This window comes from Saccharibacillus deserti (genome assembly GCF_013618475.1).
Taxonomy (GTDB): domain Bacteria; phylum Bacillota; class Bacilli; order Paenibacillales; family Paenibacillaceae; genus Saccharibacillus; species Saccharibacillus deserti.
Genome location: NZ_JABJVN010000004.1, coordinates 1 through 18,249 on the forward strand (window position 1 = coordinate 1; position 18,249 = coordinate 18,249).

The window sequence follows — 18,249 nt, forward strand, 5'->3', positions numbered from 1 at the left end:
TACTTCTTGATTCGATCCGTTTGGCGCGACCTCTGCCTCAAGCGCCAGCGTCGCGTTTTCCGCTACCGTATCGCCGTCCGGCGTCGAGATCGTCACGGCCGTGATCGGTATCTCGGCCGCTTGGACCGTTACCGTCCGTGAACCCGTTACATTCGATCCGTCGGAAGCCGTCGCCGTTACGGTTACCGTACCGGGAGTTTGAGCGGTCAACAGACCGCTTGCCGGATCAATGGTCGCCGTTCCCGTTCCGCCGGTAACGGACCAAGTGACATTTCGATTGGTTGCATTTATCGGCGTAACATCCGCCGAAAACAGCAGCGTTTGACCTGCCGTTACCGTCTCTGCACTGCCGGCAGCCGTAACCGTGATGTTGGTAACCGGTGTCTCGGTTGCTACGACGGTAATCACGCGGGTTCCATACACGCCCGAACCGTCATTTGCCGTCGCTCTGACTGTTACGGTACCTTCGGTAACGCCTGTCAACAATCCATTGGCGCTAATCGTTGCGCTTCCTACGCCGCCATTGCTGTCAATGGACCAAGTCACGTTCCGATTCGTTGCGTTGTCCGGTGTTATGGTCGCGACCATTTGCAGGCTGCCGCCTTGGTTGACCGTCTCTGCATTACCGCTCCCGCTGACCGTGATTGCCGTGACGTTCCGCACTGGATCCGGCGTTGGCGTAACGGGCGGCGATGAAGGGGAAGGTGTCGGCACTGGGGTAAGAGGAGGCGCAGGTGCTGGAGGCGGCGGTACGGGTGGGGGTACGGGAAGGGCAGTCTCCAACTCGCCCGGCATCGTTCTCACAAACGTAGTTCCCGCTACCTGAATACCGTTTAGCACGGCACCGCTTTGCGCGGTGCGATCGATAATCAGGTCGCCTACCCGGGCTGCCCGGACTTCCGTATCCGTATCGGTAAGCCGAAGCCGTTCGATTCGGGTGTTCCCAGCGTCCAGAACATGCTTTTGCCGGTCCGTCGTTCGGCCCGTAGCCAAATAAGTGATGGCGGTAATTCGGTTTCCGTCCGTTTGGAAACGAAGTTCGTTGTTGCGAAGCGCGTCTTCGTTGACTTCGCGCAGCAGTCCCCGAACCTCGTCGGTGACGGTGTACGGCGTTCCTTCGATCGTCACGATGTCCCCGTCGATCGAATCAATCCTCATTTGACCGTATATCGGCGCGAATTCGGAGGCCGCGAAAGCAAGTTCCTGACGCTGAATTTCGCCTCTGCTGTCTTTCGAACCAGAGGCATTCAAAGAAATGCCAAGACGATTCAGCTCGGTCAGATAAGGCTTGGCCCAATCGCTTGCCAAAGAAACGTCATACGAACCCGGCGTTTTGCCGGTCGGAGCCCCGGATCCGAACGACAAATTCGAATTATCCCCGTTCAGGTCGAGTACCGCCGCTTTGACCCAAATGACCGCCAGCTGTTCTCGAGTCAATTCGCCTTCCGGATTGAATCGCCCTCCTCCGACTCCGTTCATCAAGCCCGCTCGTTGAACGGCCTGGACGTACGGCGCATACCAGAATTCAGGCGAGATATCCGAGAAACTGCTCTCGTCTGCCGACAAATCCAGCTTCAGGAGCTTGGCGAATACGGCTGCCGCTTCCGCGCGCGAGACCGTGGCCGTCGGACGATACTCTTCTCCGGGATATCCTTGCACGACTCCCATTTCGTTGGCTCGTTGAATGCCCGGCTTCGCCCATTCTTCCGCTTGTGTCAGATCCGTGAAATTGGCAGCTCCCACGGCCGTTTGTGACAGCAGCGACGCTGCCAGCAAGCTTACCGACAGAGTGGATGCATACACTTTCTTGCGCTTGTTCACCAATATCTTGCCTCCTCTATTATTTAAATGGTTCCAACGGCTACATCAGACTTTTTCCGGTTCTCATTCCGATACATAATTATATTTTTTTGTAATAAAAGTATTTCTCTATAAAACCTTAAGTACCGCAAAGGGAAATGAAACGGCTTCCAAATAAATAAAAAGTTTCATTTATGCAATCTCTGTATGGGGTAACGCTAAAAAACCTGCCTTTCGGCAGGTTTTGGAACACAGCATGCGATTCATTCAATGCCAAGGCATGGCCCTGCCCTAAAAAATTCTCGTTCGCGAAATTCAGATCCGGAAAAAGGTTCTCGCCGTTTCCGTCGTCTGCCGCATGATCTCTTCCGTGCTCCGCCCGGTGCATTCGGCCACTGCCGCTGCGATATGCGGCAGGAAAGCCGGTTCGTTGCGGCCGTCCTTCGGCTTGGGACGCAGATCGCGCGGCGTCAGAAACGGCGTGTCCGTCTCGATCATAAGCCGGTTCGGCGGTATCAGCCGCACCAGTTCGCGCAGAGCTCCGCTGCGCCGCTCGTCGCAGATCCAACCGGTGATGCCGATATGCAGACCCATCTCCAGATAGGTCCGCAGTTCTTCTTCGCTTCCCGTAAAACAGTGCACGACCGCCGACAGATCCTTCGGCCGATGTTCGCGCAGCAGCTCCGCGAAGTCGGTGTGCGCGTCGCGCTCATGCAGAAACAGCGGCAGCGCAAGTTCAGCGGCCAGACCGATCTGTTTCGCGAACCATTCCCGCTGCACCTCCCGCGGCGAGAAATCGCGGTTGTAGTCCAGCCCGCATTCGCCGATCGCGACAACGGAGTCTCCCGCAGCCAGCTCGCGCAGGCTGCGCAGCGTGGATTCGCCGCAGCTCTTGGCGTCGTGCGGATGCACGCCGGCCGTCGCGTACAGACGACCGGGATAACGGGCCGCGTACGCCGCCGCCGCTTCGCTGCCGCGTACGCTCGTTCCGGTCAGAATCAGGCGGGTAACACCGGCTTCGGCCGCGGTTTCGACGACCTGCTCGCGGTCGCTTCCGAACGACCGGTGCATCAAATTGATTCCGATATCGATCGTGCGGCGATCTGCGTTCGGATGTTTACTGCCCTCTGATGCCTTCATCGCCGATCCCCCTTGAATATCCGATTCCTGCGCGCCGTCTGCCGTCAGCACGTCCGCCGGCACACGTTCAGCCAGCCATACCCCGCTGCCGGCATCATAGAATACGACGCCTGCCCGGGACGCGGCGGCCGTATCGATCCGCAGCATGGCCAGTCTGCCGCGCCGCCGTCCGGCCAGAGCGGCAAAATGCGTCTCCGCCGACAAATGGACATACTCGCGTCCCATCGGCAGCAGTCCGTGTTCCTGGATCGAAGGCAGCGCCTGCAGATGCGTACCGTGATAGAGCGTCTCCGGCGGCGTACCCTGCGGATAGGTCAGTTTCCCGAAGCTGTGGCCGTAGCGCGCACGGATCCGCGGAGCGGCATCGCCTGCGGCAAATCCTTCCTGCGCTTCCGCCGCCCCTGGATGTTCAGACCTTTCTTCGCCGGGCTTTTCCGCTCCGGCTGTCGCCGCAGCTCCCGCTTCCGCCAGGTTCTGCGGTTCCAGAATTTCGAAGCGCTGTTTGTCCGAACGGCGGACCACGCCCCGGATCTCTTCTTCCGTCATCTGTTCGCAGCCGGTTCTCAGACGCACGGCTGCCAGCAGTTCGGACAGTTCGCACGATCCGTCTTCCGGAGCCAGCCGCAGTCCGAATTCTTCCGGCGCATGCCGCAGCATCATCGTCATCAGCTTGCTGATTTTCTTGTCGCGCTCCGCGGCAGCCGGCTTGGATACGCGGTTCTTGTTCGATTGATCCATCTTGGATTCTCCTCTTTTCCGGCTCTGTCGTATCGGCGTGTTCCTGCTCCCCATTCTACTTCATATCCGGGCGGTCGGCTTGCCTGCTCTCTTGGAGTCTTTAATTCTCCCTTATTCTTCCATGCCCAAAAGCCCCGTTCGCAAGAACGGGACTTTTGGGCATGTCTAATCCTTGTACGGGTCGTACTCGTTCGCGCCCGCCATCGCCACGCCGATCGGCTTGAGCGTATGCAGCACCTCGATCGTCTCGGAATGGGCGTCCAGCACCTCACGCAGCTTGCGGTACACGAACGGGCTCTCGTCCGTTCCGCCTCCGCGCAGCTCCACATCGAACTGCTTGACCGCGCTCATCATCCGCTCTTCCGTAATCTCGCCGCCGACGCGCACGCGCGTTTTCCAATTCATTTTGCCCGCGGCCTGGGTTCGGCTCATGACGCGGCCCGCCCCGTGTACCGTACTGTAAAAAGAATCCCGGTTCTCGGCCGTGTCTTTGCCCCGCACGATCACCGAAATATCCGCCATGCTGCCGCCGATAAAGCCAAGCTGCCCGGGAGCCGAAGGCGTCGCCCCTTTGCGCACGACGGTGCAGTCTTTGCCTTCATGCCGCTCTCTCCAGGCAAAATTGTGATGGTTATGCACTTCGAAATCGCTGGTCGCGCCCAAGATGCCGAGCACCTGGTCGATCACGTAATCGCGGCCCGCGTACGCGTAGCGCCCGGCCAGCTTCATCGCGCGGTAGTACAGGTCGCCGTTCTCGCTGCTTAGATCGAGCAGCACAGGCGGCTGATCCATGCTCTCGCCCGGCGCTTTGCCCAGGAAGTCGCGGCCCGCCGCCAGATTCAGGAACCCGCTCGCCGTCTTGTGGCCGAAGCCCCGGCTGCCGAAATGGTTGCCGACCCACAGCCGGCCCGTCTCCGGTTCTTCGAACAGATCAACGTAATGGTTGCCGCTGCCGACCGTTCCGAGCTGTTCGCGCGCGAGCTTCCTAAGCTTGTCGTGCACATTCCCGCCGATCTGCCGGTAGACCGACCAATCCGGATCGTCGAACAGCTCGTGATCTACCGGCTTGGCGTTGGAGCGCCCGACCCCGAATTCGATACGGCGCCCGATCTCGTCCATGATGGGCTTAATCCTCTTTTTTATGTCGGCTGCCATCAGGTTGGTCCGCACCGCTTTGTTGCCGCAGGCGATATCGTAGCCGACGCCGCTCGGCGAGATCTGTCCCTCGTACGCAACCACGCCGCCGATCGGCTGGCTGTAGCCTTTGTGATGGTCGGCCATCAGCAGCGTCTGCACGACCTCTCCGTGGTAGGCGCACGTCTGGGCCTGCTTGAGCGCACTCTCGTCCACTTTGCCCCATACCCGTACTTTTCCGATTGTTTCGTAACTCATGATGACGGCCTCCTTCTCCTGTAAACGGCCGTTCCGCATGCTTTGCACGGCTCGGTCCGTTATTCGCTTTTCTTCTATTTTACCCGCGTTTAACGATATGCCTGCTCTCTTCTCCTTGCAGCCGGTCCAGTTCGATCCGCGATACATGCGCGCTCATCGAATCGAAGCCCTGCGCCGCCGCCGAGATATAGGCCAGCACCTGATCGCTCCAGCCGTAAATATAATGCGTGTTCAGATCTTCCTTGGGCACCATTGCTCCGCGGTAAGGCGACAGATCGACCACGAACGCCATCGCCTTGCGGTTGATCTTGGCCCGGTAGCGCTGAAGCTCCGTATAAAAAGGACTGCCTTCGTTCTGCTGTTCATCCGTGATGATGATGATCTGGTCGACGTACTCTTGCAGCTCGGCCAGACGCCGCATCGGCGCTCCGGTATCCGTGCCTCCCCGGGCCCGAATCCGCGACGCCTGGAGCATAATGGATGCGTTTCGCGAAGGCTGCGGATCGTGCACCTCATGATCGAAAGTCAGAAAAACGGAATTCCCGCCGGTCTTTTTGTACAGTGCCAGCGCAAATACGGAACCCGTCCGCAGATACTCGCCGTCCATCGAACCCGAAATATCGAGCAGGATCGCCGTACGGCCCGGCAGTTTCGGCAAACTTTGAAAAGTCAGATCGACGGCCTGGGCCAGCGCTTCCTTGACGACCGGATGCTTGACCTGGCCGTAGGCGGCCGCAAAGCGCAGCGGCAGAATCTTCGATTTGCGCAGCGCCTCGGCGTCGCTCAACCGTTCGACCACGTAGCGCAGATGCTGGGGATGCTCCAGCAGTCCTTCGCGGTCCAGCAGGTTCAGATGGCGCAGCAGCGCAAATGTCGGCATCTGATACAGCAGCGCTTCCCAGATTTTTTTGTTCGCCGTGACCGCGCCGGTCACCGTCTCGTACGGCAGCTTGCCTTCACGGATCAGACGGATACGCTCTTTGTCTTTGCCCGCTTTCTTGAGCTGCTGGACGGCCGCAATCTGCGGCAGGTCCGCAAGCGTCGTCTCGTGTCCCCGCAGATAACGGAACAGGGCCTGCTGGCGCTCGTCGGTCGGAATCGGATGCGCCGTCGCGATCGCATCGCCGAGGTTGTATCCCCGGCCCCGGCCGCCGTATTTGATCGCCCAGTATTCCGAGGTCTGCCGCAGGAACAGCGCGACCTGGCGTTTGACCGCCCGGCCTCCCTGGCCGCGGCCCATGCCTTTGAGAATCGTCAGAAAATCCATCAGATCCGGCGGGATCAGAATCACGTGCTTGAACACCTGGACGAACAGATCGGGACGCGCTTTGGACAGCACCGCCAAACCGTAGATCGGCTGCAGCCGCATAAAGCCTTTTTGACGGGCGAATCCAAGCGCTTTGGCCATGAATTCCGGATTCAGTTCGATCATGGCTTCGTGCGTTTCCGCCGCCTGCGTCAGCAGATCGTGCGCATCGGCATAGAACGTATGGCCAAGCGTGTTGGTCAGCAGCATCTGCAGATATTCGTCCTCGACACTGCGGTGATGGGCCCGATACCCTTCCGTATTAAAAAGGGATTCGGTAAAACGTTGAACGGCGCGGCTCATGGGAGTTCCTCCTTGTGTGTAGGGATGGGGTGCCGCTTGCACGCCGACAGTCCAGTCCTTTGCCGGAGAATCGAAGTTGGACTTCCTGCGTCCAAGCGGTACTTCTATTAAGATGTCGAATACGGCATGTCGGATACTTACGAAAGGCTGGCACGATAAGCCGGCGAGGAAAAAACGGAGAAGGCCATGACGGGGCTCGAACCCGCCTGCTGCCGTTTTTTTCGCCGAGGTTGTCGAAGGATCCCTCTCCCGCGCCTCGCCGGCGATTCGTGTCCAGGTCTTGCAGGCATGTCCGAGGAAAAGGAGGAAAGGTAAGTTTGCCGCTCTATCCCCTGAGCTATTCCGCCGCGTGATGACGGAAGCCGGATTCGAACCGGCGCCTGCACGATTAGAAGTCGAAGTAACCCTTCCAAGCGCCTCGGACGATCCGGGACTGCGGCGGATGCCGTCGTCCCTGGCCTGCGTTTATTTTCGCATGGGGAGCGAAGCGGGAACAGGGCGTAAGTATGACGATCGGAGACTCGTCCACTATACTTCGCGCCCCAAACGGGGTAATCCATTCTAGTCCCTTGTCAACACTAAAGGTAAGGTTACGCTCCCCTGAGATTTCGTACCTGAAGCGTGTACGAAGTCTCCGACGGAATTGTTGTTTCAGGAAAACGTAAACCTCGGATTAAGAGTTGAAAGGGTACTAGGTAAACCTATCGTTCGCAATCTCCCCTCTCCCTTCTTCCTTCATACAAGCTGTACAAAGGAGGCTTAATCGATCCATGCCGACATCCGATCCCAAAGTCTTGATCTGCGGAGCCGGTCCGACAGGGCTGGTATTGGCGCTCTGGCTGACGAAGCAGCAGATCCCCGTACGCATTATCGACAAGAGAAGCAAACCTGGCCGCACTTCGCGCGCGCTCGCCGTGCAGGCCCGCACGCTTGAACTCTACCGCCAGCTCGATCTGGCCGAAGCGGCACTCAAGCACGGATACGCCGCGCCGGGATTCAACTTCTGGGCCAACGGCAGGCGCCGCGGACATATTGCGTTCAAGGGTCGGTTAGAAGAACTGACCGCTTATCCGTATGTATTGATCCTGCCGCAGGACCGCCACGAACGCCTGCTGGCCGATCGGCTCGCGGAGCTTGGCGTGAAGGTCGAATATGCGACCGAACTTGCCGGATTCGAGCAGAATGCGGCCGGCGTTCGTACCGTTCTGAGGAACGCGGAAGGAATCGAGCATACCTGCTCCGCGAAGTATCTGGCCGGCTGCGACGGTGCGCATTCGAGCGTGCGCAAAAGTCTGGGTATCGACTTTGCGGGCGGAACGTACAGCCGCTTTTTCTACGTTGCGGATGTGGAGGCGGAAGGGCCGCCGATGGACGGCGACGTGCATATCAACCTGGACCGGACCTCCGATTTTCTGGCTGTTTTCCCGCTTGCCGCAGCAGGTAAAGCCCGGCTGGTCGGCACGCTGGCCAATGACCGGCCGGGCCGGATCGATACGCTTACCTTCGACGATATCAACGGCCATGCGATCGGCAAGCTGAAGATCGCGGTCCGCAAAGTCGACGGGTTCTCGACGTACAAAGTGCATCACCGGGTCGCCGAGCGGTTCCGGGAAGGGCGCGTATTCCTGCTTGGCGACGCCGGACATATCCACAGTCCGGCCGGCGGCCAGGGCATGAACACCGGGATCGGCGACGCGATCAATCTCGCCTGGAAGCTGGCGGCGGTCCTGCGCGGGCAGGCGAATGAGAAGCTGCTGGACAGCTATGACACGGAACGGCTCGCCTTCGCACGAAAGCTCGTAGCGACGACCGATCGGGTATTCACGCTGGCGACGTCCGACAAGCGTCCGGCCCGGATCATGCGTACGCGCGTCGTGCCTGTCGCGGTGCCGTTGGCCGCGCGCCTGCCGGCCGCTCTGCGCTTCAACTTCCGCATCCTCTCGCAGTTGGCGCTGCATTACCGGAGCGGGCCGCTCGCGGAAGGTACGGCAGGCCGCATCCGGGGCGGCGACCGGCTGCCCTGGATCGCACGCGCCGAAGCGGACGGCATCGACAACTTCGTATCGCTCTGCGATATGCGGTGGCAGGTACACGTTTACGGCGACGTTCGCCCCGAATTGGCCGCATGGTGCGCCGAATATGCGGACCCCAACGATCTTGTGCTGCGGCGATTTGACTGGAGCGACGCGTGCGGCCGCGCCGGACTTGCCCGGCATGCCGCTTACCTGATCCGGCCGGATATGTATGTGGCGCTGGCCGTACCGGGCGGAGATCCGAAGGCGATTGAACGGTTCTTGCGGGAACATTCGATCACTTTTAGAAGGATGACGCCTTCGGAAGAGCCTGTCTCAAAATGAAGATGCGCCAAAAAAGCTGCCGGAGGAATTCCCGGCAGCTTTTTTGGCGCATCTCGGCGGTTTTTTCGAACAATCGGGTCACCCTTCCCACGGAACCCGAAGCGCCGGATGTTCGGGCAGGATGGCCGACGCCAGCCGCTGCACCGTCTCGTGTTTCGCTTCAAGAAGCGACGACGGATCATCGGTCCGGTAGACGATCCTTCCGCTGTCCATGACGGCTGCACGGTCGCAGAGCGCCATCGCGGCCTGGATGTCGTGCGTGATGAACAGATAGGACAAGCCGAGCGATGCTTTCAGCTCCGCCAGCAGATCCAGGATCAGCACCTGATGCACCCGATCCAGACTGCTGATCGGCTCGTCGAGCACGATCAGCTTGGGGCCGAGCGCGACGGCCCGCGCGATATTGACGCGCTGCAGCTGCCCGCCGCTGAATTCGGACGGACGTTTGCTTCCGTCCGCTGCGGACAGGCCGACGCGTTCGAGCAGTTCGCCGGTCCGGCGCTTCAGTTCCGAAGCGGACAGCCGCTCGTAATTGCGCAGCGGCTCGCCGATAATCGCTTCGGCCGTCATCAGCGGATTGACCGCCGAATAGCAGTCCTGGAACACGGCCTGCAGATTCCGCCTTACGCCGGCGATGTCCCGCCTGCGCGAAGCATACAGGTCGCAGCCGTCGAACAGAACCTGCCCCGCGCTCGGCCGCTGCAGGCCGAGCACGATCTTGCCGAGCGTGCTTTTGCCTGCGCCGCTTGCTCCCAGCACGCCCAGGCAGCAGCCCGGCTCAAGTTCGAACGATACGTCTTGGAGCACGTTCGCGGCCGCGCTACCGGCGGATCCGCGCCAGCGGCCGCCGCCGTAGGCATGGCTCAATTCGTTTACCCGAAGCATGGCGATCCCTCCTTCCTGCCGCGAAAGCGTGCCTCAAGCAGCATACGCGTATACTCGTGCTGCGGATGATCGAACAATTCGTGGACTTCGGCATACTCCACGATCTCGCCTTCCCTCATCACGGCTACGTCGTCCGCCAGGCGGGCAATTACTCCGAGATCGTGCGAGACAAGCAGGATCGAGGTTGCATGCTCCGTTCGCAGCCGATCCAACTGCCGGAGTACTTGCAGCTGATTGACCGCGTCCAGCGCCGTCGTCGGCTCGTCCGCGATAAGAAGCGAAGGGCGCAGGCACATGGATATGGCGATCATGATCCGCTGCAGCATGCCGCCGCTCAGCTGATGGGGATAGCTTTTCATCACTTTGGAAGGATCGGACAAATTCATCTCCGCCAGCGCCGTCTGCGCCCGGTCCCGGGCTTCGGATTTCGACAGGGACGAATGGGTACGCAGCGTCTCGATGAACTGGGAACCGATCGTATGCACCGGCGTAAACGCGGTCATCGGATTCTGCATGATACAGCCGATCTCCCTGCCGCGGATTTTGCGCATCGGCTCTTTTCGCAGGCGGGTCAGTTCTTCTCCGTTCAGCACGACGTCTCCCCGCACGTCCAGGCCCCGGCCGTCCAACAGCCGCAGTACGGCTCCGCAGGTCAGCGACTTGCCGCTCCCGCTTTCCCCGACCAGTCCCAGGATTCGTCCGCGGCCGATCGTCAGATCAACCGATTTGAGCAGGGCGACGGATTCGCCGTTTATATTCGCGCACACATGGAGACCGCGCACTTCAAGCACGTTTCGATCCGGCACCCTTTTCCCTCCTTCTTCTTGACGCTTGTCGACCTAGCGTTTGGAGACGCCGTAGCGTTCCGACAGCCCTTCTCCCAATACGTTGAACAAAATGACCACGATCAAAATCAGGATGCCGGGATAGATCATCAGTTCCGGCTGGCTGCGGATATAAGCGGTTCCTTCATGGATCATCGCCCCCCACTCCGCGTTGGGCGGCTGGATGCCAAGGCCGAGGAACGAGAGCGCGGATATATCCATGATCGCCCAGCCCATCTCGAGCGTACCCACGACCACGATCGGGCGCTGCACGTTGGGAATGATATGCCGGCGGATGATGGTCCACGAAGACGATCCGCTGATGCGCGCCGCCGCGATGAACGGACGTTCTTTTAACGACACGACCATGTTCCGGCAGATGCGCGCGTAATAGACCCACTGCACAAGCATAAGCGCCAGCAGCACCTGCGTCAGCCCCGGCCCGAATACCCCTACGATCCCGAGCACCAGCACCAGATTCGGAAAAGCCATAATGCCTTCGCACAAACGCATCAGCACGCTGTCCAGCCATCCGCCGGCGTAACCCGACACGGAACCGACGACGATGCCGATCAACAGCGACGATGCGAAGATCAGGGCGGCGAATCCGAGCGAGACGCGCGATCCGTAGATCAGGCGGGACAGATTGTCGCGCCCCAGGTGATCGGTACCCAGCCAGTGCGAGGCCGACGGAGATTCAAGCTTGCTTGCCAGATCCACTTTGACCGGGTCGTGCGGGGCAATCCAGGGCGCCAGCAGCGCAATCAGGAAAAAGACCGCGATCAGCGAAGCGCAAAATACGATCATCCGCCGGCCTCTCAGCTTTTTGCGAAAGTTATCGATCAATGTTCGGCACGTCCTTTCGCCAATATGCGGGGGTCCAGCGCCGTCTGGATCAGATCGACGATCAAATTGCAGACGATGAACAGACAGGCCGCGAAAAAGACGTAGCACTGGATCACCGGAATGTCGCGATTAAAGATCGCTTCGACGAAGTAGCGGCCGAAGCCGGGCCAGGAAAAGACCTGTTCCACGATGATCGTACCGGTCAGCAGTTTGCCCATATTGATGCCCATTCCGGTAATCAGCGGCGCGATCGCGATCTTCAGCACATGCTTCAGCAGGATCGAACGTTCGCGCAGTCCTCTCGTCCGGGCATACTGTACGTACGATTCCTGCAGCTGGCCGAGTACGCTTGAGCGCAGCATGCGCGTGTACACGGCGATGAGCACCAACGAGAGCGTGATCGCCGGCAGGATGGCATTCTGCCAGTTTCCGCGTCCTTCGACAGGAAGCAGATCCAGTTTGACCGAGAAAAAGAAGATCAGCAGATATCCCAGCCAGAACTGCGGAATGGAAGCGCCGAAATACGAAATCCCCCGGCTCAGCAGATCGATCCAGCTGTTCCTGTATACGGCCGCGAGCACGCCGAGCGGAAGGCTCACGAGTACGGACAGCAGCATGCTCCATGCCGCCAGCTCGATCGTCGCGGGCAGCCTCGTTTTCACTTCGTCCCACACCGGTTTGTTCGTCAGGTAAGAACTGCCGAAGTCGAGCCGGACCATCCGCTTCAGCGTGTCGAGATACTGTTCGAAGAGCGGCCGGTCCAGGCCGAACTCCTGCCTTTTCTGCTCCAGCAGCTCCGGCGTCGGATAAATATGCGCCGCCGTCAAATAAGCTTCCGCCGGATCGACCGGAGAAATATGGACCAGGGCAAACGTGACGAGCGTTGCGATAAAAATAATCGGAATGGCCGCCATCATCCGTTTTGCGATATAGCCGATCATGGGTCTTCCTCCTCGTATGGACTGCGCAGTCAGCCGGCCAACGTTACGGCGATTCGGTTTTCAAACCGGCAAACGGGTTCTCATCGCGATTGGCCGGGAAGACGAATTCGGTAATCTTCGACTGATAGACGGCCGTTTTCTTGATATACGAGATCGGAACGATCGCGGACTGTTCCTGCAGAATTTCCAGAATCGAACCGTACAGCTTCTGCCGCTTCTTCTCGTCCGTCGAAGACAGCACTTCGTGCACCTTCGCGTCGAGTTCGGCCTTCATCGGAATGGCGCTGAGCGCTTCGGATACGCCGAAGCCCGGACTTGCGACCACATTGACGAACGAATGCGGATCATACGGCGCGCCGTAGTTGTACCAGAAATACAGGTCGAAATCGTTCGCTTTGAGCCGCTTGATCTGCACCGTCAGTTCCAGCCCGGTCAGATTGACTTTGACGCCGAGCTGGCTCCATTCCGCCTGAATCGTCTCGGCCATCGCTTTTTGAATCGGGTCCGTTTTCTCAAAAATCAGTTCGAACTCCAGCGTCTGTCCGTCTTTCTCGCGTACGCTTTTGCCGGCCGGCAGTACCCAGCCCGCTTCGTCCAGCAGCGCCTGCGATTTCGCGGCGTCATAGCCGATCGGCTCAAGTTCCACGTCGGTGTACGGATAGTTTTTGGACAAAACGGTATCGGCCGGTTCTTCCAGTCCCGATGTGATGCCTTCGACCATCGCCTGTTTGTTGAAGCCCCGATGCAGCGCCATCCGCACCCGCACGTCGGCCAGCTTCGGATTGGAAGAGTTGAGCAGCAGGCTGCGCGTCCCGACGGGATCGGACAGCGTGGATACGTACTCCTTATTTTCCCGAAGCTGCTTGAAGGCATCCAGACTGATTACGCCTTCGCCGTAAATCAAGTCCAGGTCGCCTTTCTCGAAAGCGGCCACCCGCGTTTCCGCGTCGGGGATAACCTTCACCGTCACTTCGTCGATCGCCGGCGGCGTTCCCCAATAGTTCGGATTGCGCTTGAACACCGCGTATTCGTCCTGCTTGTATTCGTCGAGCAGCCAAGGTCCCGTGCCGACCGCCTCCTTGACGCCTTCCGCCGTATCGCCGCCATCCGGGAATCCGGCCTCGCCGAGAAAACGGAACGGACGAACGACGGACAAATCCTGCAGTACCGGATAATACGGCTCGGTCAACGTCAGGCGGAACGTCGCGTCGTCCACGGCTTCCGTTTTGTCGATCACGCCCACGATGCCCAGCCAGCCGTGCGTATCGCGGTGCTTCAAGACCGCATCGAAGTTCTTTTTGACGATGCCCGCGTTAAAATCGGTACCGTCGGAAAACTTCACGTTCGGACGGAGCTTGAATGTGTACGTTTTGCCGTCTTTGGAAATGTCCCACGATTCCGCGAGCGCCGGTACCAGCTTGCCGTTTGCGCCGTAGCTGACGAGCGGCTCGTACAGCATCGACTGCGCGAACAGCTGCGACGGATTGTAGGTGTGCGGATTCATCGTCCCGATATCGCGCGGCCACGACATCGTGATCGATTTGGATGAAGCGGCTTCCGCCTTTTCTCCGGCGGAAGCCGCTCCTCCCCCTTTGCTGCTGCAACCTACTAAAGCGATCAAAAGCAAAAAACCTCCAAGCAGCACGGCTGCCCTGCGGTAGGATTTGAACATGGTAGAGACCCCTTTTCTTTGTTTACGTGATAATGATTATCATATTCATCCGTAACCATATCGGACAAGTCGAATTTTGTCAACGCTAACCGAGAATGTCGGCGTTCGATTTTGGCGGAATCGATAGAATGGGTGAAATCGGCAAAAAAGCCGGATAACGTTTTGAAAAAAACGCTTGAGAGCAGCCCGAAAATTCGGGGCTTCGGTGTCGGCGTCCCTTTTAGTCCCGGCTAACGAATCCTCATACCGCTATTCAAACGTTCCGGGCCCTTTTCCAAACCTAACGAATCATTATCACGCTAATTGTCTCAATAACGGTTTATTTCCTTGGCAAACGGCAAATAGCGATACCAGGATTCGTTAGATTCTCAAGACAGCCGCAAAAGCATGATTGACGCTATGACGATTCGTTAGAGTTCTGCTGCGGCTGCACCTGACAACGCTGCCCATAATGCCTCGTCGCCGGATCTTTGTTTGCGCAAGCTCTGCGAGGCGCTCAGCTCCCTACTCCCGCCAAGGCGCGAAGTATGCCAGGCGATACATCGATCGCCATACTTCCGCCCTGTCCGCCTGCTCTCTTTTCCGCTTAAAATGAGCCTAAGAGAGAACCTTCGGTTTTTACATATTTGCTCCGATTCCTTTACAATGAAAACAGACAAACGGATCCCGATCATCGGAGCGAGAAAGCGAGGAACGTCCCATGGCCAAAGAAAGTTTCGACAAAGAAATCCAGTTCCTGCGCCTGCTGGCGCTGAGCGGAGGCGGGTACGACCGGCAGCAGTTCGCGGGACGTCTGGGCATTTCCGTACATACTTTCGACAAGACGGTGCGCCGCCTGCGCGAGATCAGCGGGGACGCGGACTTCGCGGATCTGTTCCGCTACGGTTACGCCGATTCGGCCGAGCCGGTGCTGCTGTTTCTGTACCGCGCCAAGTCGATGAAGGAATCCGAGAGCCGCAGGCTGCCGCTGCTCCTCGGCTCGCTCAGAGGACAGCCGCAGACCGCGGCCGAACTGCTCGGCGCCTGCTGCGATCAGCTTCCGGTCGACGCGGCCATGCCGGACGAGAAAACGGTCCGCTCCGACCTGCGCTATCTCGAAGAGATCGGCGTCGTGCGGCGCGAGCCGGGCGGCCGGCCTTATCGCTACATCCTCAACAACGACCTGACCGACTGCCTGTCGCAAAAAGAACTGATCGACCTGTACGAATTCGTCGATATCATGGCGAACACGCAGATCCCGTCGGTTCAGGGTTATCTGCTGCGCGACAACCTGAAGAAAGCGCTCAAGTCCGCGGTGCCCGCGGAAGAATGGGACGACGGACTGCTGGAGCCTTTTTCGTACAAATACCATTATGACGCGCGGATTCTGGACGAAGCCCATCTGTATACGCTGCTGCGGATGATCCATCTGCGCCGCCGTATCTCGTTCCAGTATTTTTCGCCCAAAAGCCGCAAAAGCTACGCCGCAAAAGACACCAACCCTCTGTTCGGCCGTGAAACCGAAGTCCGGCGCGAGAGCACCCTGCCGCTCAAAGTCGTCTACGACCACCAATACGGCAGATGGTACCTGATCGGCGCGGCCTCCAAAGGGCGGGTCGTCAAATTCCGTATGGAAGGCATGATCGAGATCGAAGAGGAACAGGAAGTGCCGGAAGCCTACTTCGCGCTCAAAAAAGCCGATCTCGACGAACGGCTCCGCCGCAGTTGGCTGGTCGACACCGGCGAACCCGTCACCGTGCGCGCCCGGTTCTACCGGCCGGGCCGCGAACAGGCGGACTTTATCGAAGAGCGCGTGCGCATGCAGGGCCAATGGGGACAGATCGTGGAAGCCAACGAGACTTCGTTCGTGTACGAGATCGAAGTGAACGGCGTCACCGAGATCCGTCCTTGGCTGCGGGGATTCGGCTCAAGCTGCGAGGTGCTGGAACCGGCGGAACTCAGACAGTCGTTTATCGACGAATGGAAGGAGATCGAGGCCTACTATGACGCATCCGTTTGAGAAGATTTTCAGCTATCAGCTGTCTTCCCGGCTCGAGGAAACGGGCGTCTACACGCTCACGTCGCAGGAACGGTCCTGGCTCAAATCGATGCTGGAACATCCGGCGGCGTCCGAAGCGCTGGAAGAACGTACGATTGCCAAGCTGCAGGAATGCACGCTGGATGACGAAATGCCGGATCTGCTGGACGGACTCGAGGAAAAAGCGGGCAACGCCGAAACGCAGACCGTGCATCCCCTGCTGGCTCCGATCCGCCGCATCCTGCGCAACCGGCAGGGCATGACCATTCAATGCATGACCAAAAAAGGCAAGATTAACCCTTCACAACCCGGCCTGCCGTGCAAGCTGGAGTATTCGATGGTCAAGCGCGAGTGGTATCTGCTCTGGTACAACTCCGCTACCCGCTCGCCCATGAATACGCGGCTGTGCCATATCGTCTCGGTCGAGGAAACCCGGATGTCCCGCGGCCGCTACGAAGAGATGTCCGCGCGTGCGGCAGGGCTGCTGGAAGCCCCGCGCCACGAAGCAAGCGTGGAAGTCATCAAGATGTTCAACGGGGAATTGACGCGGATCCTGCATGCTTTCTCCTGCTTCGACAAGCGCGTGGAGTTCGACGAAAGCGACCAGATCTACCGGATTCATCTGAGCTTCACGGGCAGCGAGAGCCAGTACGTCCTGACCAAACTGCGTTTTCTCGGCAAAAGGGTCCGCGTGATCGAAGGCGACTACCTGAAATGGCGGATGCGGGAAACGGCAAGGAAGGCGCTGGCGCTGTACGGGATAGAGAAAGATTCGGCGCAAGTCGACGAAACCGACGGGAAGACGCAGGCCTCCTTGCCGGCCGCGGGCGGGAATCTTTCGGTGTGAAATCGATATGAAAAAGGACGATCCCAACGCCGGGTAAGAGGCGGGATCGTCCTTTTTGCTTTTGAAAAAAAGAAAACACGCGCGCTGCAGCCGTTACACGAACCGAATCTCCCGCTCGCTCCACGCCGCTTCTTCGTACGCCTGCGCGATCCCGACTTCACGGATACGCGCTTTCGGTACGTGCTTCTCGCGCAGTTTAGCGCTAAACGGGCCGTCGAACGGCGAAGGGTCGGACTTGACCGTGGACTCATCCTGCCAGTTTAGCTGAAGCAGACCGCCGCCGCCGAACGGTTCGGAGCCCGGCACGCCGTCCTTGAACCACGGATGCTCGTCTTCTTTGCCGATGCCCGGCGCGTTCAGGCAGACATAGAGCGAGATGCCGTCGCAGGTCTGCAGGATCTGGCGGTGCAGCAGCAGCGTCTCCTGCTGTACGCCGCTGTATTTGGCGCTGATTCGCTGCTGCCGTTCTTCTTCATGGTGCACGAATTCCAGGCAGTCTTCCCGTTCCGACGTCTGGATATCCTCGAACACGCTGTAGTACATACTGCTCAGCAGCGCGGCGTACGGATGTTTCTCTTCCAGTTCGTCGACGCCCATCCGGTAAAAGACGAGCTTGGGCAGCATCGGATATTCGTTGAACGAACACGGCGCGTGCAGGTGATCGTCCCAGATCGGCGTATCGTCGGGACGAATCCAGCCCCGGTCGTGTTCCGTCACGCCGAGCACGATCGCCTCCTTGGTTACTTCCGGCATGCCCGGCGATTCTTCCACCCGTTCCATCATATAGAAGCGGTCCGCAAAGCGGGCGGCGGCTTCTCCCGCCAACTCCGCATGATCGTGCTGCTGGACAAGTACGAATGCTTCTTCGGTTTCGCGTATAACCATGGATAAATCCCCCATTCTTTTATGTACGGCAAACCGATCGGATACGGGTCCGGTGCCGCTGTTCTTTTTGTGGCTGCAGCTTTTATTACCCGAATCGCCATTTCAATATAACTTTGGGAGCTTATGAAGCGTTCAACATGAAGAAGGTCTGCGCGCGGTCCATCTGCCGACCTCCATTCCTCTGCCCGGCAGTGGGTACTTTTCTTATACCGGAATGATCTTTTTGGGCTTTGCGCTGTGGACCCTGTTCTTGATCTGGGATTCTTCGAACCGGCAGTTGTCCGATTACGATCAAA

The 18,249-nt window shown here is 59.0% G+C and carries 13 protein-coding genes and 1 pseudogene; 3 read left to right on the plus strand and 11 right to left on the minus strand.

Annotated elements, in window-relative coordinates; translation table 11 throughout:
• The 5 genes and pseudogenes from HOP44_RS11990 to HOP44_RS12005 all read right to left on the minus strand — a co-directional run.
• The coding region (locus HOP44_RS11990) for an Ig-like domain-containing protein (protein WP_172253623.1) at positions 1-1,821 on the minus strand (1,821 nt) is incomplete at its 3' end.
• Between the two features lie 294 nt (positions 1,822-2,115).
• Positions 2,116-2,940 (minus strand): TatD family hydrolase, encoded by an 825-nt coding sequence (locus HOP44_RS22785; RefSeq protein ID WP_246369786.1) that lies wholly within the window; start codon positions 2,938-2,940, stop codon positions 2,116-2,118.
• Between the two features lie 78 nt (positions 2,941-3,018).
• Positions 3,019-3,732, minus strand: a pseudogene (locus HOP44_RS22790) (RNA 2'-phosphotransferase); the annotation flags it as partial.
• Positions 3,733-3,843: 111 nt separating this feature from the next.
• Positions 3,844-5,070 (minus strand): RtcB family protein, encoded by a 1,227-nt coding sequence (locus HOP44_RS12000; protein ID WP_172253627.1) that lies wholly within the window; start codon positions 5,068-5,070, stop codon positions 3,844-3,846.
• A gap of 79 nt (positions 5,071-5,149) precedes the next feature.
• Positions 5,150-6,679 (minus strand): TROVE domain-containing protein, encoded by a 1,530-nt coding sequence (locus HOP44_RS12005; protein WP_172253629.1) that lies wholly within the window; start codon positions 6,677-6,679, stop codon positions 5,150-5,152.
• Between the two features lie 770 nt (positions 6,680-7,449).
• On the opposite strand from HOP44_RS12005, the gene HOP44_RS12010 reads away from it, so the two are divergent.
• Positions 7,450-9,036: an FAD-dependent monooxygenase gene (locus tag HOP44_RS12010; RefSeq protein WP_172253631.1), complete on the plus strand. Its 1,587-nt coding sequence runs from the start codon at positions 7,450-7,452 to the stop codon at positions 9,034-9,036.
• 78 nt (positions 9,037-9,114) lie between these two features.
• On the opposite strand, the gene HOP44_RS12015 is transcribed toward HOP44_RS12010, so the two are convergent.
• Genes HOP44_RS12015 through nikA form a run of 5 tightly spaced genes read right to left on the minus strand, consistent with a single transcriptional unit; the run spans position 9,115 to position 14,204 of the window.
• Complete coding sequence (locus HOP44_RS12015) at positions 9,115-9,921, minus strand: ABC transporter ATP-binding protein (RefSeq protein WP_172253633.1); 807 nt, start codon at positions 9,919-9,921, stop codon at positions 9,115-9,117.
• Positions 9,909-10,727, minus strand: coding sequence for an ATP-binding cassette domain-containing protein (locus HOP44_RS12020; RefSeq protein WP_172253635.1), 819 nt, complete (start codon positions 10,725-10,727; stop codon positions 9,909-9,911). Before HOP44_RS12020 ends, HOP44_RS12015 begins: the two co-directional genes overlap by 13 nt.
• Positions 10,728-10,760: 33 nt before the next feature.
• Complete coding sequence (gene nikC / locus HOP44_RS12025; protein ID WP_172253637.1) at positions 10,761-11,591, minus strand: nickel ABC transporter permease subunit NikC; 831 nt, start codon at positions 11,589-11,591, stop codon at positions 10,761-10,763.
• The gene (gene nikB, locus HOP44_RS12030) at positions 11,588-12,532 is read right to left on the minus strand and encodes a nickel ABC transporter permease subunit NikB (protein WP_172253639.1); all 945 of its coding nucleotides are present in this window, start codon (positions 12,530-12,532) and stop codon (positions 11,588-11,590) included. The genes nikC and nikB overlap by 4 nt, the downstream gene beginning before the upstream one ends.
• A 43-nt stretch (positions 12,533-12,575) precedes the next feature.
• Positions 12,576-14,204: a nickel ABC transporter substrate-binding protein gene (gene nikA, locus HOP44_RS12035; protein ID WP_172253641.1), complete on the minus strand. Its 1,629-nt coding sequence runs from the start codon at positions 14,202-14,204 to the stop codon at positions 12,576-12,578.
• A gap of 700 nt (positions 14,205-14,904) precedes the next feature.
• Here nikA and HOP44_RS12040 point away from each other — a divergent pair.
• Both HOP44_RS12040 and HOP44_RS12045 read left to right on the plus strand, forming a co-directional pair.
• On the plus strand, positions 14,905-16,203 hold the full coding sequence (locus HOP44_RS12040) for a helix-turn-helix transcriptional regulator (RefSeq protein ID WP_172253643.1): 1,299 nt from the start codon (positions 14,905-14,907) through the stop codon (positions 16,201-16,203).
• Positions 16,187-17,068 carry a WYL domain-containing protein gene (locus tag HOP44_RS12045; protein WP_172253645.1) on the plus strand — a complete coding sequence of 294 codons (882 nt, stop codon included), beginning with the start codon at positions 16,187-16,189 and terminating at the stop codon, positions 17,066-17,068. Before HOP44_RS12040 ends, HOP44_RS12045 begins: the two co-directional genes overlap by 17 nt.
• Positions 17,069-17,161: 93 nt before the next feature.
• Here the strand turns inward: HOP44_RS12045 and HOP44_RS12050 are convergent, their stop codons facing one another.
• Positions 17,162-17,953, minus strand: a complete 792-nt coding sequence (locus HOP44_RS12050) for a DUF3891 family protein (RefSeq protein WP_172253647.1) — start codon at positions 17,951-17,953, stop codon at positions 17,162-17,164.
• Positions 17,954-18,249: the final 296 nt, after the last annotated feature.